Origin of the sequence: Duganella guangzhouensis (assembly GCF_009674535.1) — a bacterium.
GTDB lineage: Bacteria > Pseudomonadota > Gammaproteobacteria > Burkholderiales > Burkholderiaceae_D > Rugamonas > Rugamonas guangzhouensis.
On the sequence record NZ_WKJK01000002.1, the window covers coordinates 170,515 to 183,496 of the forward strand.

Consider the following 12,982-nt stretch of genomic DNA (forward strand, 5'->3'; position numbering starts at 1 on the left):
TCGTCAGAATCCCTATGCAATTACCAAACTTCAGCGATAAATTCTCCGACAACCTGGCCCTGCTTCCTGCAATGGAGACCGTGGCGGCCATCGAATTGCTCGACCAGTCGGGCACGCCAGTGGCAAAGATCGAGAACAAACCAGGCCAGGCGGGATCGCTGCGCGTTTATGGCTGGCTGGCCGACACACTCGGCGCGATCACCCCCGAGGCAGCGGAACTGGGCCTGAAGATTTATGCCGAACACACCCAGGATGCCCGCGCCAATCCAGGCAAACATCCCAACATCGACCGTCTGTTCAACATTAAAACGGCCGATCAAACCCTGCAGGTGAAAGCGCTGTAACCTCCTCCCAGGCAACCGCGCGCTGGGTTACTTTTTGCTGACCTGGCGCGCCGTGTCATGGTACTGCCACAGCACATTGACGATCTTCCACTCGCTGTGCTGGTTCTTGTACAGATGCAGGTAGTCGATCCATTCGTCGGCCGTCAGCTTGACGGTTGCCACGCGCTGGTCGATGTCGAGGATCTTGATGTCGACCCGTGGCTGCGCCGGAAATTTCGAGCCATCCTTGTTGTAGTTCCTGGCGACCTTGAGCATCGTGTCAAAGTCGGTAGTCATGATGAATTCAGAACCGTCCGCCGCCTGCCAATAAGTGCGCTTGGCGAGCTTGGGATCAAGGCTACGCTCCATGCGCGCCGGATCGGTCTGATGTTGCGATTCGATATAGTCGCGCACCGCGCGTTCGATCAACGGCTTATCGTCGGCATCGGACGCCAGCACCAGCAGTGGCGATGCGACCAACAGCAGAAACAGCAATGCGCGTTTCATGGGATGACCTTTGCAAAGTAGGCAACATAGCCATGAAAACACAAAACCCCATCCCCTGCAATGCGCGGATACACAGACCCAACCTTCGGAAATTTATGTAATGCAGCAGCCCTGCATTCGCGTTATTATCATATTTATAATTAAAATACCCACCGTCCAGACACCGGGGTACCTATGTATAAACGCGCGTATGCATACTTTATTCTGGCCTTGCTCATTGCGATAGGCGGGTTCTATCCCTCGTTCTTTGGACGGCTGGGGCAGACCGATCCGATTCGGATGTTCCATGGCACGATGGCGACCATTTGGTTGCTGATGCTGATTGTTCAGTCGTGGCTCTACGCGCACCGGCGCCTCAAACTGCATCGCCTGATAGGCCGCCTCTCGCTGGTAGTGGTGCCGCTGTTCCTGATTTCCGGGTTCCTGGTGCTACACGACATGCTGTCCGGGCAACAGCGCGGCTTCGTCAAAGCCTTCGGCACGCTGCTGGGCTTTTTAGACCTGACCTCGATTCTGTATTTCGCCTGGACTTACTGCATGGCGATCGCCAATCGCAACCGCATCCAACTACATGCCCGCTACATGGCCTCAACGGCAACGCTGCTGTTGCCGCCTGCCTTGGCACGCCTGATGGTGGGACTGCATTTCCCCTTTGTCACCTCGTTCATCTCGGCGGTGCACGCCGCCTATTTCGCCACCGAGCTGGTGGTGGCCGCCCTGCTGGTGAGCGACAGCCGCAATGGCGGCATACGCAAGCCCTACGTCATTCTGCTAGTGTTCACGGTCCTGCAACACCTCAGCGTGCTCATTACGCCAGGCATCACTTGGTTGAACGACGCAGCACGTGCTTTCGGCGCGCTATAAAAGCCAATAGGCGAATACTCGCCAGGCTCCGCCTAGGCAGCCAGCGCGGCCCGTGTCTCTCTCGGCATCTTCTCGATGACACTTAAGTAGGCTACGGCAGTCGCGTCAGGTTGACGTCGGCCCTGCTCCCAGCCCTTGAGCGTTGCCAATGGAATACGGTAGGTTGACGCAAATGTTTGCTGCGACATTTTCAAGCGCTCGCGTAGAGTGCGCACATCAGGGACGTGCACCATATGCACCTGCGCGACTTTCACTTGCCCTTTGGCATGAGCAACGGCCTGATTGAGACTCTCAATCAAGTCAGTACCAAAATCGCTTCCCATCTTAATCTCCTTTCGCGGCGCCAAGATCTTTCAGTATCGCCGTCAACTTCGTTACTTACCGTTTTTGATCCGGTGTCATGTCCGCACTTGCGGCCTTTGCATAGGCGAGCAGCATGTAGATCGGCGTATCTGAACGATAGTAGAAATAGACCACCCGTGCGCCGCCACGCTTACCTGCTCCCGCCCTTGACCATCGCAGTTTTCGGACTCCACCAGTGCCTGGAATAACATCCCCGCTTTCCGGGTTACGGGCCACATAGTCAATTAATTCAGCCCGCTCCTCATCTGTCCACAGCACCTTGGCCTGATTCAGGAATGCGGGCACCTCAATGACGCTGACGGGCTTAGTCTCCATGCTTAATGGTACGTCATTGACACCCTCGGTGCAAGCCAGCAAAGTAGCAAAGTAGCAAAGCTCACGATAGCGCTCAGGAACAGCAGCAGGCTATAAAAGCCCATCAAACGGGTGCCAAAACGCAAAAACCCAGCCGGTTAGGGCTGGGTTCTTGGCGCACTACTGAATTCTGGCTCCCCGACCTGGACTCGAACCAGCCGAAAATCTCTACGAACTTAATTTTTCTATAGTTTGCTTTTCATTTTCGTCCAGTGTTTTTAAGGCTGCATCAAAAGTTGCAAGAGCCGAATCCCTTTTTGCAATCACCTCCAGCCTCGCCGTAAGCAGATCTGTTACCGTTCCATCTGCTGAAGTCATTTTAGTCGGATCACCGCCTTGTGATTTAATACTCTGTATCACCGCATCAATTTGAGCAAGGCCATTATTAAACTGAACACCTGCGGCAGCTTTTCCGGCAGAAATTTGGCCTCGATAACACGAAAAGAGGCTATGCACATTTCCACCGGTTTCAGAAATTAATTGTCCGCGTGTTGTCGCAACCCTATTCTGCAAATCCTCTGATTTATCTTTAAGCGCTCCTGGATTTATAATTACAGAATTTAGCTTAAATTGCGGTAAACCCAAAACAATCTTTTGTTGTTGCATGAAAAATTCAGGAATCCCCATTATAATTTGGGTATCAGCCCATTTAAATTCCGGAATATCTGTCTTTATTCTTTGCTCCTGCATGAACGGCTCGGGAACGTCGGCAAAAGTGTCAGACCAACGCACTGTACAGTTCGGAACCCCTTTTGTTTTTACGCCAAGAACCGAAATCCATGTATCTTCGCAAAAAAATTCTGGATATTGTCCCGTTTTAATTCTTTTCATTCGCACACTTGGAGTTCCAAACACAATTTCCTGAAGCTTCATTGTTACTTGTGGCACACCAAATATTATCTTTTGATCTTTAACTGTAACTGATGGGGTTCCAAACCTTATTTCTGTATCAGCCCAAGTAACATCAAACTTGAACTGAGCCGCCGCATCTGAATTTTTCAAATCCTCGCCCTCTTTTTGATAGGAATCAAAAGTAGATTTATATTTTTCAGATATTCCAGATACAGATTTTTGCTCGCTTACACATTGCTGCTGAGGCAAACTTGCCTCTTGTTGCGCGCACGCAATTGACGACGTCGCGAAAAACAAAAGAGTAACTTTGGCTACCTTCATCATAATTTCCCCTATTTTGTGTTTTGAAATATATATAATTTAAAACATTAACAAATAGACAGCATTGAGGCAAAATATAAAATTAAACAACAATCATTTTTGATGCAATTATGATATTATCACTTGGGGGGTTTTTGAATCTATCCGAATGTCACAAACCATAATTTCCTGTTAGATGAGTAGTAGGAACCTGTAGCGTTGCGCATGATTTGCTGGCGTGCCCGACTGCCATCAACAAGTGCGCGCACTCTCTCGTGTAACACAGTCTCAGCCCTAGGCATCCTTCCCACCTCCGGACAGGTTCGCCTCTGTGCGTAAATAGACATGTTCTTCAATTTTATTTCCGCTAACGGTACCTGTCGTCATCCTGCACTCGTGTCCCGCCCAGCCATCGACCGGCCAGCAGAGTGCCAGCCTGTGCTACGTGAGCCCAACCCAAGGGGTAGCTGATCCCCAGCGGCCAGCGGCATCACCTTGGCCCACTATGCGCAAATAAACGGGCTCTAAAACGCAAAAACCCAGCCGGTTAGGGCTGGGTTTTTAACATGCTACTGAATTCTGGCTCCCCGACCTGGACTCGAACCAGGGACCTGCGGATTAACAGTCCGTCGCTCTACCGACTGAGCTATCAGGGAATTGAGGCCAGAATTATATCCGCTGAATTGGATTTTGCCTAATTTTTTTGATTACTGGCCAACACAGATAATTTTGGTCACGTAGTCCTTGGCGCCGGACTTCTTGTTGGTCGCCCAATCCACCGCCTCTTGTGCCTCCGCCACCGTCATCACCGTGGCCTTCTCTTTGTTGCGGATGAAGGAAACGCCCTCAAACACGCCTTCCTTGCTGCGCATGACCTTGGCAAACACCGGTGGCTTCTGGTCGCCGTCGCTGATTTTGTTCTGCTGAACCAGGTAACGCTGGTCGATATTGTCCATGGGGCACGCTCCGAGGGAAAGGGGGACTAAAAGCAAAAAGCCCAACCGTAAGGCTGGGCTTTTTAGTATTCTGGCTCCCCGACCTGGACTCGAACCAGGGACCTGCGGATTAACAGTCCGTCGCTCTACCGACTGAGCTATCAGGGATTAGAGGCAACATTTTATACTGTTTCTTTCGCTCTAGCAAGATGCGATTGACTGCGGTATTTCCTGTTGCCGTTTCTTCGTATCGCGCCTTGCAGCGCAACCCGAAGAAACAAGAGTTTAGATGACTTTGGCGATGGCGTCAATAACGACGTCAATATTGCGCGAGTTCAACGCTGCCACGCAGATGCGGCCGGTATCGACAGCGTAGATCGATTGCGCGCGCAGTTGCTCGACTTGCGCCTTGGTCAGGCCCGAATACGAGAACATGCCGATCTGATCGCGCACGAAGGCGAAATCATGGCCTTTGGCGGCCAGTTTGACGACGAACTCTTCGCGCATGGCTTTGATACGCACGCGCATCGCGGCCAGCTCGTCTTCCCACAGTTGACGCAGTTCCGGGGTGGTCAGCACGGTCGCCACTACTTTGCCGCCGTGTACTGGCGGGTTGGAGTAGTTGGTGCGCACCACGCGTTTCAGTTGCGACATCAGGCGGGCAGCTTCTTCGCCGGTGGCAGCCACCACGCTCAGCGCGCCCACGCGCTCGCCGTACAGCGAGAACGATTTGGAGAACGAGTTCGATACCAGCAGCGGGCCGCCGGCGTCCGCGAAGCGACGCACCACGGCGCCGTCTTCAGCGATGCCAGCGCCGAAGCCCTGGTAAGCCATGTCCAGGAACGGCACCAGGCCGCCGGCGGTGATGGCGGCGATCACTTCGGTCCACTGCTCCGAGGTGAGGTCGGCGCCGGTTGGGTTGTGGCAGCAAGCGTGCAGCAGCACGATCGAGCCGGCTGGCATGGCCTTGATGTCAGCGATCATGCCGGCGAAGTTCACGCCGTGGGTCGCTGCGTCGAAGTAAGCGTAGTTGTTGACTTTGAAACCGGCGCTTTCAAACAGCGCGCGGTGGTTTTCCCAGCTTGGGTCGCTGATGTAGACTTCCGCGTCCGGCGCGAAACGCTTCAGGAAATCGGCGCCGATTTTCAGGGCGCCGGTGCCGCCGATAGCTTGCACGGTGACCGCGCGCTTCTCTTGAATTACCGCGCTGTCAGCACCAAATACCAGCTCTTGCACTGCCTTGTCGTAGGCCGCCAGACCTTCGATTGGCAGGTAGGTGCGTGGCGCCGGCGTGGCGATCAGGATTTCTTCCGCTTTCTGTACGCAGGAGAGCAGCGGCACCTTACCGTTGTCGTCATAATAAACACCGACACCCAGATTGATTTTCTGTGGGTTTTGGTCGGCGTTAAAGGCTTCGGTAATACCCAGGATAGGGTCGCGTGGTGCCATGTCGATGGCGCTGAACAAGCTAGGATTCGTCATGATAAGATTGGATTCGATTGGAAGCGGTTCGCAGCAGAGATGTATAGACAGCGCCCTCAAAATAACCATTCAGGCCGCTGGCAGGCCATTATTCTAACAAAGGTCTGAGCAAGATGGCTGAATTACCTGTAGCAGATACCCCTACCGCGACTGTGGTGACCTTCCCGGATTCACCCTTCAAGTTGCACCAGCCCTTCCCGCCCGCTGGCGATCAGCCGACCGCGATCGATCAGCTGTGCGAAGGCATCGACGACGGTCTGTTCTTCCAGACCCTGCTGGGTGTGACCGGCTCCGGCAAGACCTACACCATGGCCAATGTGATCGCCCGCAAGGGCCGGCCGGCCATCGTGTTCGCGCCCAACAAGACGCTGGCGGCGCAGCTGTATTCGGAGTTCCGCGAATTCTTCCCCGAGAACGCGGTCGAGTACTTCGTGTCCTACTACGATTACTACCAGCCGGAAGCCTACGTGCCGCAGCGCGATCTGTTCATTGAAAAGGATTCGTCGATCAATGAGCACATCGAGCAGATGCGGCTGTCGTGCACCAAGTCGCTGATGGAACGGCGCGATGTGGTGATCGTGGCCACGGTGTCGGCCATCTACGGTATCGGTAATCCCAACGAATACCATCAGATGATCCTGACGCTGCGCCAGAAGGATCGCGTATCGCAGCGAGACATCATCGCCCGCCTGATCCAGATGCAGTACACCCGCAACGAAGTGGACTTCGGCCGCGGCACCTTCCGCGTGCGCGGCGATACGCTGGACATTTTCCCGGCCGAGAATGCGGACCTGGCGGTGCGCCTGGAGCTGTGGGACGATGAGCTGGAATCGATCCAGCTGTTCGATCCGCTGACCGGCCGCGTCAAGCAGAAGATCCCGCGCTTCACCGTCTATCCCGGCTCGCACTACGTGACGCCGCGCTCCACCGTGCTGCGCGCGATTGAAACCATCAAACTGGAATTGCGTGAACGCCTGGAGTTCTTCCGCAAGGAGAACAAGCTGATTGAAGAACAGCGGCTGGAACAGCGCACCCGCTTCGATCTGGAGATGATGGCGGAAATCGGCTTCACCAAGGGCATCGAGAACTACTCGCGCCACCTCAGCGGCGCCAAAGCTGGCGAGCCGCCGCCGACGCTGGTCGACTATCTGCCGAAGGACGCGTTGATGTTCCTCGATGAGTCGCACGTGCTGGTGGGCCAGTTGAGCGCCATGTACAACGGCGACCGTTCGCGCAAAACCAATCTGGTGGACTACGGCTTCCGCCTGCCGTCGGCGCTGGATAACCGTCCATTGAAATTCGAAGAGTTCGAGCAGAAGATGCGGCAGACGGTGTTCGTCTCCGCCACCCCGGCCGACTATGAGAAAAACCATGCGGATCAGGTGGTGGAACAGGTGGTGCGTCCGACCGGCCTGGTGGACCCGCTGGTGATTGTGCGCCCTGCCCTGTCGCAGGTGGATGATCTGATGTCCGAGATCACCGACCGCGTGGCCAAGAACGAGCGCGTGCTGGTCACCACGCTGACCAAGCGCATGTCGGAACAGCTGACCGAATACCTGGCTGATCACGGCATCAAAGTACGATATCTGCACAGCGATATCGAAACCGTGGAGCGCGTCGAGCTGCTGCGCGATCTGCGCATCGGCACCTTCGATGTGCTGGTCGGGATCAACCTGCTGCGCGAGGGTCTGGACTTGCCGGAGGTGTCGCTGGTGGCGATTCTGGATGCCGACAAGGAAGGCTTCCTGCGCTCCGAACGCTCGCTAATCCAGACCATCGGCCGCGCCGCGCGTAACCTGAACGGTGTGGCGCTGCTGTACGCCGATCGCATGACCGATTCGATGGAGCGCGCGATCGGTGAAACCGAACGTCGCCGCGCCAAGCAGATCGCCTTCAACGAAGCCAACGGCATCGTGCCGCGCGGCGTGAAGAAGATCATCAAGGACATGATCGACGGCGTCTACAGCGAGAAGGGAGCCAAGGAAGAACTGGTGGTGGCGCAGGAGACCGCCAAGTACGAGGCGATGAGCGAGAAGCAGATCAGCAAGGAAATCAAGCGCCTCGAAAAAGCCATGCTCGATCACGCCAAGAACCTGGAGTTCGAAAAGGCCGCGCAAGTGCGCGACCAACTACACCATCTCAAGCAGCAGCTGTTCGGCGCGCCCGGCGCCGACAATCTGGCTTAAGCGCTTACGGCGCCTTGACGAAGCTGCTCAAGGCGTCGATCAGCTGCGGGGCGACTGGCAGGTCGGGACTGGTGTAGGATTTCTGTTGCAGCGCCTGGTCCTTGCCGACGATTTTCAACACGTGGTTCATGCCGTCGATGATGACCAGCTTCGCTTGCGGCGCGGCGGCGGACAGCGACTTGGCGTCGTCTTCCGACACCTGGATGTCCGAGGTGCCCTGCAGGATCAGCACCGGCATCTTCAACGCGGCGATGGCTTTGCGCGGGTCGTGCTGCAGCATCGAGATCACATACGGTTGCACGTCCGGACGATACAGGAACATCAGCTGCGGCGGCACCACGGCCACGGTATTGCCTTCCTTGAGCGAGGCCATGATGCGGTCGCTCTCGTCCTCCAGCGCTGGTGGCAGCTTGCCTTTCATCTGATCGAGCAGCAGCTCATCCAGTGGGCGACCACTGCCGGCCATCAGCACGCAGGCATCCGCCCCGCCCTGCGCGCAGGCTTCCGATGCGATCAACGCGCCCTCGCTATGCCCCACCATCACCACGCGCGAGAAGCGCGGGTCGGCGTGCAGTTTCTTCAGCCAGGCGGCGGCATCGCCGATGTAATCGTCCAACCGCAGATTCTCTTCCTTGAACGCCGGCAGCGCGCTGGAGCCGATGCCGCGCTTGTCGTAACGGACCGACGCGATGCCGCGCTTGGCCAAGGCCTCCGCCACCATCTTCAGCGAGTCGTTCGGGCCTGGCAGCATGGTGCTGTTGCCATCGCGGTCGGTGGGGCCGGAGCCGGCGTGCAGCAGCACCACCGGCACTTTGCCGCTGATGCCATCCGGCGTCAGCTCGGTGCCGTAGACAGTGCCGCCGCCCACCTCCAGCGATACCGGCCGCTGCGCGGCGGCCGCCGACAGCGATAACATCAACAACGACAGCATCAATTTGAAACGCATACTTTGCTCCATTCAGTGAGGAAGACGTTTGTACATCAAAAGCGAGTAGCCGGCCGCCAGCGGCGCCCATGCCAGCATCAGCGCCAGCAGCATCCAGTGCGGCGCCGCCAGCGCCACGGCGACCAGGCCAAGCAGGCCGCTGGCCACCATCAGCCGCGCCGCCAGCCGGTGCGTGGCATACCACACGGCGTCGCTGGCCAGCGTCCACGGCGTGCGGATGCCCATGAAGAAGTTGCGGCGCACTTTGCCCAGCGGATTCCCCATCAGGATCAGCAGCGCGCACATGCCGGCCGGGATGGCGCGCTGCATCGGCACGCTGCCATGCACCACATCCATCAGCACCAGCGCGTAGACATAGCCCATCAAGGCCACCGTCACCGCGCAAATGTAGTAGTAAGTCGACGCGAAGCTGGCGATGTCGAAGCCGCGCGGCGAAATGCGCGGCAGCAGCATGCACAGCAGCGTGATCGCGCTCATCAGGCCTGGCCCAAGCAGCAGCAAGGCCGCGCGCGGACCATAGCCATCGATGACGCCGGCGGCGTTCCAGTGCACCGGCACTTGCGCCGGCAACTGCGGCCAGTACCACGCGGTGGCCACGCAGGCGGCGGCGATCATCAGCAGGCATGCGACGAGACTACGATTGCTCATTTCTTCCTCCCTTTGGTATCGGTGACGGTCAAGTCCATCATCCAGGACAGCACGTCTTGCAGCACGGTGGTGTTCAGGCCATACCAGATGGTCTGCCCTTCGCGCCGGCGCGTGATCAGGTCCGCTTCCGCCAGCACCGCGAAGTGATGCGACATGGTCGGCTTGCTCATGTCGAATTGCTCGGCCAGTTCACCCGCCGTCATCTCGCCGCCGCGCAGCAGGCGCAGAATCTCGCGCCGGGCGGGATCGGCGATGGCTTTGAAAGCGCTGTTGGTGGCATTCATTAGGCGACCATCTAATTAGATAACCATCTAAATATAGGCTGCATAGCAGCGCGGGTCAAGCACTTTTACAGATCAGAGTGCGACTTCGCCTTCTTTGATTTCGAGCACGCCAGGCAGTTCGCCGAGGCGCTTGCTGACGGCGCTGAACTGCCCTTCCGTCAGCCGCGACAGCGTGATCTGGATTTCATCGATATCGGGTGCGCCGGCCTTGTGGCGCATGACGAAAGTCTTGACGCGGGCGCTGCCAGGTCCCAGCGCTTCGTGCAGCTTAGGCAGCGACAGCGCATCGCGCTCGGTGAAGATCACAATCGCCCGCAACTGGCGGCTGGCGATGAAGCGCCGCTCCAGCGGCTTGATGCCGGCCAGGATGATCAGGATGATGACGGTGGCCGCCACCGCAGGAATATACAGGCCGCCGCCGACCGCCAGCCCGATGCCGGCCACCGACCAGACGCTGGCCGCCGTGGTCAGGCCGCGCACGATCTCGCCGCGCGCCATGATGGCGCCGGCGCCAAGGAAGCCAATGCCGGACACCACCTGCGCCGCCATCCGTGAAGGATCGAGCCCGACGCCCGGCGCCGTAACGTCGGCGAAGCCGTAGGCCGACACGATCATGATCAGGGTTGAACCAACGCACACCAGCATGTGCGTGCGCAGCCCGGCAGCCCAGGCCAGGCGCTCGCGCTCATAGCCGATAAAACTGCCCAGCAAGGCGGACAACGCCAGGCGGCCGATCATGTCCCATTGCGTTACCTGATGCATGGCTTCCTCCACAAAAAACCTTTACAGGGTTTTGACGAACTCGCGTATGCCGCCCAACAGCATTTCCACCGACATCGCGGTCAGGATCAGGCCCATCAGGCGTTCGAAGGCGGTCATCACCTGCGGCCCCAGCACCTTCTGCAGCTTTTCGGCGCTGAGGAACACCGCCAGCCACACCACGCCCACCGCCGCCAGCGCGGCCACGTGCACCAGCACTTCGCCGGTGCTCTCGCGCGAGAACAGCAGCACCGTGGCCAGCGCCGATGGCCCGGCCAGCGCCGGTATCGCCAGCGGCACGATGAACGGTTCGCCGCCCTCCGCTCTGCCCAGCACGCCGTCCGGATGCGGGAAGATCATGCGGATCGAGATCAGCAGCAGGATCACGGCGCCGCCAATGCGTAGCGACACTTCGGACAGGTGCAGTGCGGTCAGGAAGTGGCGGCCGAAGAACATGAAGATCAGCAGCAGGATGAAGGCGATCGCGCATTCGCGCACCACGATGCGCGGCCGGCGCGCCGCCGGCACCGGATTGAGCACGCTGGCAAACAGCGGCACGTTGCCGAACGGGTCGGTCACCAGCAGCAGCAGGATGAAGGTCTGGAAGAAGTCCTGGGTCATGTAAGTCCAAAGTCAAATAAAAAACGGGAGCCGAGGCTCCCGTTCGAGTTTAACACCAGAATCGGTCTATGCCGATTTACGACGACGCGCCATCATGCCAACCAGGCCGAGGCCAGCCAGCAGCATGGCGTAGGTTTCCGGCTCCGGCACCGCCGAAACGTAGTTGTAGGTCACTTTGGCATAAGCATCAAAGGCTGGCAGCACCAGTGAACGGGTGTTGCCGGACGACCCGGTCACCAGACTGGCGGCGGTGCCGGTCACGCTCGCGTGCACTGTGCCCAGACCGGAGAAGGCCGCCTTGGTGGCCGCATCCGAATAGGTGGCATCGCTGTTGAACGACGACGACAGCGGCTGCGAGAAACCCGAGTCGCCACCGAAGTCGTTCTTGGTATCGAAGAGCTTCAGCGTTTTTGCGTACGAATCGCTGTAGCTCACCGTTTGCGTCACGCTGCTGGAGGTCAGGGTCAGCGTGCCGCTGGTGGTGGCGAGGATGTCCGAACCCGACTTCTTGCTCAGGTTTTCCACCTTCACCGTCGTGCCGAGGTCGGTGAAGAACTGGATTTCCACCGACTGCAGAATGCCTAGCGAGGTGTCGAACTTGGCGATATCCAGGCCGCCATTGGCGAGGTAGGCGTTGCCGACGACATTGGAGGTCACGGTGTAGCTGAACACCGGCGTGGCTGCCGCATCTGCTGCCGCCGCAACCGCCAGGGCTGCGAGCGCGATATGAGTGATTTTTTTCATGTTATTCCCGTAGTGTTAGCAGACGCTGACTCAAACCTTGGCGGCGCGCTGTTTGCGCTTGGCCACCACACCCATCATGCCCAGACCCAGCAGCAGCATGCCGTAGGTTTCCGGTTCCGGTACTGCGGCGATATAGCTGTAGGTGATGGAACCATGGCCGCCGGCCTGGGTGGTGAAGGTGGCATCAACGCCAGTCATGTCGGCCAGGGTGCCGCCGTTGGCGGTGATCACGGTGGACAGCGTGCCGCCGCCCGGAGCGCTGAACAGCGCCAGGGTCGCGACATCGGTATAGGTCGCATCGGCGTGGGCGGTGTAGGAATTGCTGTCGGTATAGTTGGCGCCGGCGGCGACCTCCACCTGGCCGCTGAACAATGGCGCGGTCAGCAGCACCAGATTGTCCGAAGGATTGCGCTGCAACGCGATGGTGGCGCTCAGATCGGTGCTGATCTTGACCGAACTGGCGTTGTAGTTGGTCACATCGATACCACCCACCACGTCCGAGTACAGGTCCAGCTTGACCGACTGCAGCGTGCCCAGCGAGCTATCGAATTTGACGAAGCTCAGGAAATCACTCCAGTTTGTGTCCTGGACGTCGATCGAGTTGGAGGTCGCGATAGGCGCCATAACCGTGATGACCGTTGCCGACGCCGAGGCTGCGACGAAACAGCAGCCCACCAACAGTGCTTGCGAAAGTTTCTTCAGTTTCATAAATATTTCCAATACAAATATTATTTCGATTGATCGAGTGACAGATGCAAGTGCCGCGGCGTGTTCTGGGCTGAGATTCACTTACGTCAAAAACTGAATCCATCTT

General features: G+C 57.9%; 16 protein-coding genes and 2 tRNA genes. 3 read left to right on the top strand and 15 right to left on the bottom strand.

Features of this window, described 5'->3' with window-relative positions; genetic code table 11:
- Positions 1–14: 14 nt before the first annotated feature.
- Complete coding sequence (locus GJ699_RS03890) at positions 15–344, top strand: DUF2322 family protein (protein WP_154373323.1); 330 nt, start codon at positions 15–17, stop codon at positions 342–344.
- A 27-nt stretch (positions 345–371) separates the two neighbouring features.
- On the opposite strand, the gene GJ699_RS03895 is transcribed toward GJ699_RS03890, so the two are convergent.
- A complete protein-coding gene (locus tag GJ699_RS03895) occupies positions 372–830 on the bottom strand; it encodes a nuclear transport factor 2 family protein (RefSeq protein ID WP_154373325.1) in 459 nt (152 codons plus the stop codon).
- A gap of 174 nt (positions 831–1,004) precedes the next feature.
- Here GJ699_RS03895 and GJ699_RS03900 point away from each other — a divergent pair, with 174 nt between their 5' ends.
- Complete coding sequence (locus tag GJ699_RS03900; protein ID WP_154373327.1) at positions 1,005–1,694, top strand: hypothetical protein; 690 nt, start codon at positions 1,005–1,007, stop codon at positions 1,692–1,694.
- 32 nt (positions 1,695–1,726) lie between these two features.
- On the opposite strand, the gene GJ699_RS03905 is transcribed toward GJ699_RS03900, so the two are convergent.
- From GJ699_RS03905 to GJ699_RS03935, 7 genes are all read right to left on the bottom strand, one after another.
- Entirely contained in the window at positions 1,727–2,017 is a 291-nt protein-coding gene (locus tag GJ699_RS03905; protein WP_154373329.1) for a helix-turn-helix domain-containing protein, read from the bottom strand.
- A gap of 55 nt (positions 2,018–2,072) precedes the next feature.
- Complete coding sequence (locus tag GJ699_RS03910) at positions 2,073–2,372, bottom strand: type II toxin-antitoxin system RelE/ParE family toxin (protein ID WP_154373331.1); 300 nt, start codon at positions 2,370–2,372, stop codon at positions 2,073–2,075.
- A gap of 207 nt (positions 2,373–2,579) precedes the next feature.
- Positions 2,580–3,587, bottom strand: a complete 1,008-nt coding sequence (locus GJ699_RS03915) for a hypothetical protein (protein ID WP_154373333.1) — start codon at positions 3,585–3,587, stop codon at positions 2,580–2,582.
- A gap of 556 nt (positions 3,588–4,143) precedes the next feature.
- Positions 4,144–4,219: transfer RNA gene (locus GJ699_RS03920), tRNA-Asn, on the bottom strand.
- Between the two features lie 51 nt (positions 4,220–4,270).
- Positions 4,271–4,519, bottom strand: a complete 249-nt coding sequence (locus GJ699_RS03925; RefSeq protein WP_154373335.1) for a hypothetical protein — start codon at positions 4,517–4,519, stop codon at positions 4,271–4,273.
- 71 nt (positions 4,520–4,590) lie between these two features.
- Positions 4,591–4,666 (bottom strand) — tRNA-Asn (locus tag GJ699_RS03930).
- 117 nt (positions 4,667–4,783) lie between these two features.
- A complete protein-coding gene (locus GJ699_RS03935; protein WP_195763454.1) occupies positions 4,784–5,980 on the bottom strand; it encodes an amino acid aminotransferase in 1,197 nt (398 codons plus the stop codon).
- Positions 5,981–6,093: 113 nt separating this feature from the next.
- Here GJ699_RS03935 and uvrB point away from each other — a divergent pair, with 113 nt between their 5' ends.
- Positions 6,094–8,166, top strand: a complete 2,073-nt coding sequence (uvrB, locus tag GJ699_RS03940) for an excinuclease ABC subunit UvrB (protein WP_154373337.1) — start codon at positions 6,094–6,096, stop codon at positions 8,164–8,166.
- 4 nt (positions 8,167–8,170) lie between these two features.
- On the opposite strand, the gene GJ699_RS03945 is transcribed toward uvrB, so the two are convergent.
- The 7 genes from GJ699_RS03945 to GJ699_RS03975 form a co-directional block, all read right to left on the bottom strand.
- Entirely contained in the window at positions 8,171–9,112 is a 942-nt protein-coding gene (locus GJ699_RS03945) for an alpha/beta hydrolase (RefSeq protein WP_154373339.1), read from the bottom strand.
- Between the two features lie 12 nt (positions 9,113–9,124).
- The gene (locus GJ699_RS03950) at positions 9,125–9,760 is read right to left on the bottom strand and encodes an SdpI family protein (protein ID WP_154373341.1); all 636 of its coding nucleotides are present in this window, start codon (positions 9,758–9,760) and stop codon (positions 9,125–9,127) included.
- A complete protein-coding gene (locus GJ699_RS03955) occupies positions 9,757–10,044 on the bottom strand; it encodes an autorepressor SdpR family transcription factor (protein ID WP_154373343.1) in 288 nt (95 codons plus the stop codon). The genes GJ699_RS03950 and GJ699_RS03955 overlap by 4 nt, the downstream gene beginning before the upstream one ends.
- Before the next feature lie 72 nt (positions 10,045–10,116).
- Positions 10,117–10,806 (bottom strand): MgtC/SapB family protein, encoded by a 690-nt coding sequence (locus GJ699_RS03960; RefSeq protein ID WP_154373345.1) that lies wholly within the window; start codon positions 10,804–10,806, stop codon positions 10,117–10,119.
- Positions 10,807–10,827: 21 nt separating this feature from the next.
- Positions 10,828–11,424 carry a MarC family protein gene (locus GJ699_RS03965; protein ID WP_154373347.1) on the bottom strand — a complete coding sequence of 199 codons (597 nt, stop codon included), beginning with the start codon at positions 11,422–11,424 and terminating at the stop codon, positions 10,828–10,830.
- A 66-nt stretch (positions 11,425–11,490) separates the two neighbouring features.
- Positions 11,491–12,168, bottom strand: a complete 678-nt coding sequence (locus GJ699_RS34425) for a choice-of-anchor E domain-containing protein (protein WP_229261937.1) — start codon at positions 12,166–12,168, stop codon at positions 11,491–11,493.
- Between the two features lie 30 nt (positions 12,169–12,198).
- The gene (locus GJ699_RS03975) at positions 12,199–12,876 is read right to left on the bottom strand and encodes a choice-of-anchor E domain-containing protein (RefSeq protein ID WP_154374090.1); all 678 of its coding nucleotides are present in this window, start codon (positions 12,874–12,876) and stop codon (positions 12,199–12,201) included.
- Positions 12,877–12,982 lie beyond the last annotated feature (106 nt).

Excerpts from the sequence above, each read along its gene's own strand:
- GJ699_RS03890 (WP_154373323.1), top strand. The coding sequence starts at position 15 with ATGCAATTACCAAACTTCAGCGATAAATTCTCCGACAACCTGGCCCTG.
- GJ699_RS03895 (WP_154373325.1), bottom strand. The coding sequence starts at position 830 with ATGAAACGCGCATTGCTGTTTCTGCTGTTGGTCGCATCGCCACTGCTG.
- GJ699_RS03900 (WP_154373327.1), top strand. The coding sequence starts at position 1,005 with ATGTATAAACGCGCGTATGCATACTTTATTCTGGCCTTGCTCATTGCG.
- GJ699_RS03905 (WP_154373329.1), bottom strand. The coding sequence starts at position 2,017 with ATGGGAAGCGATTTTGGTACTGACTTGATTGAGAGTCTCAATCAGGCC.
- GJ699_RS03910 (WP_154373331.1), bottom strand. The coding sequence starts at position 2,372 with ATGGAGACTAAGCCCGTCAGCGTCATTGAGGTGCCCGCATTCCTGAAT.
- GJ699_RS03915 (WP_154373333.1), bottom strand. The coding sequence starts at position 3,587 with ATGATGAAGGTAGCCAAAGTTACTCTTTTGTTTTTCGCGACGTCGTCA.
- GJ699_RS03925 (WP_154373335.1), bottom strand. The coding sequence starts at position 4,519 with ATGGACAATATCGACCAGCGTTACCTGGTTCAGCAGAACAAAATCAGC.
- GJ699_RS03935 (WP_195763454.1), bottom strand. The coding sequence starts at position 5,980 with ATGACGAATCCTAGCTTGTTCAGCGCCATCGACATGGCACCACGCGAC.
- uvrB (WP_154373337.1), top strand. The coding sequence starts at position 6,094 with ATGGCTGAATTACCTGTAGCAGATACCCCTACCGCGACTGTGGTGACC.
- GJ699_RS03945 (WP_154373339.1), bottom strand. The coding sequence starts at position 9,112 with ATGCGTTTCAAATTGATGCTGTCGTTGTTGATGTTATCGCTGTCGGCG.
- GJ699_RS03950 (WP_154373341.1), bottom strand. The coding sequence starts at position 9,760 with ATGAGCAATCGTAGTCTCGTCGCATGCCTGCTGATGATCGCCGCCGCC.
- GJ699_RS03955 (WP_154373343.1), bottom strand. The coding sequence starts at position 10,044 with ATGAATGCCACCAACAGCGCTTTCAAAGCCATCGCCGATCCCGCCCGG.
- GJ699_RS03960 (WP_154373345.1), bottom strand. The coding sequence starts at position 10,806 with ATGCATCAGGTAACGCAATGGGACATGATCGGCCGCCTGGCGTTGTCC.
- GJ699_RS03965 (WP_154373347.1), bottom strand. The coding sequence starts at position 11,424 with ATGACCCAGGACTTCTTCCAGACCTTCATCCTGCTGCTGCTGGTGACC.
- GJ699_RS34425 (WP_229261937.1), bottom strand. The coding sequence starts at position 12,168 with ATGAAAAAAATCACTCATATCGCGCTCGCAGCCCTGGCGGTTGCGGCG.
- GJ699_RS03975 (WP_154374090.1), bottom strand. The coding sequence starts at position 12,876 with ATGAAACTGAAGAAACTTTCGCAAGCACTGTTGGTGGGCTGCTGTTTC.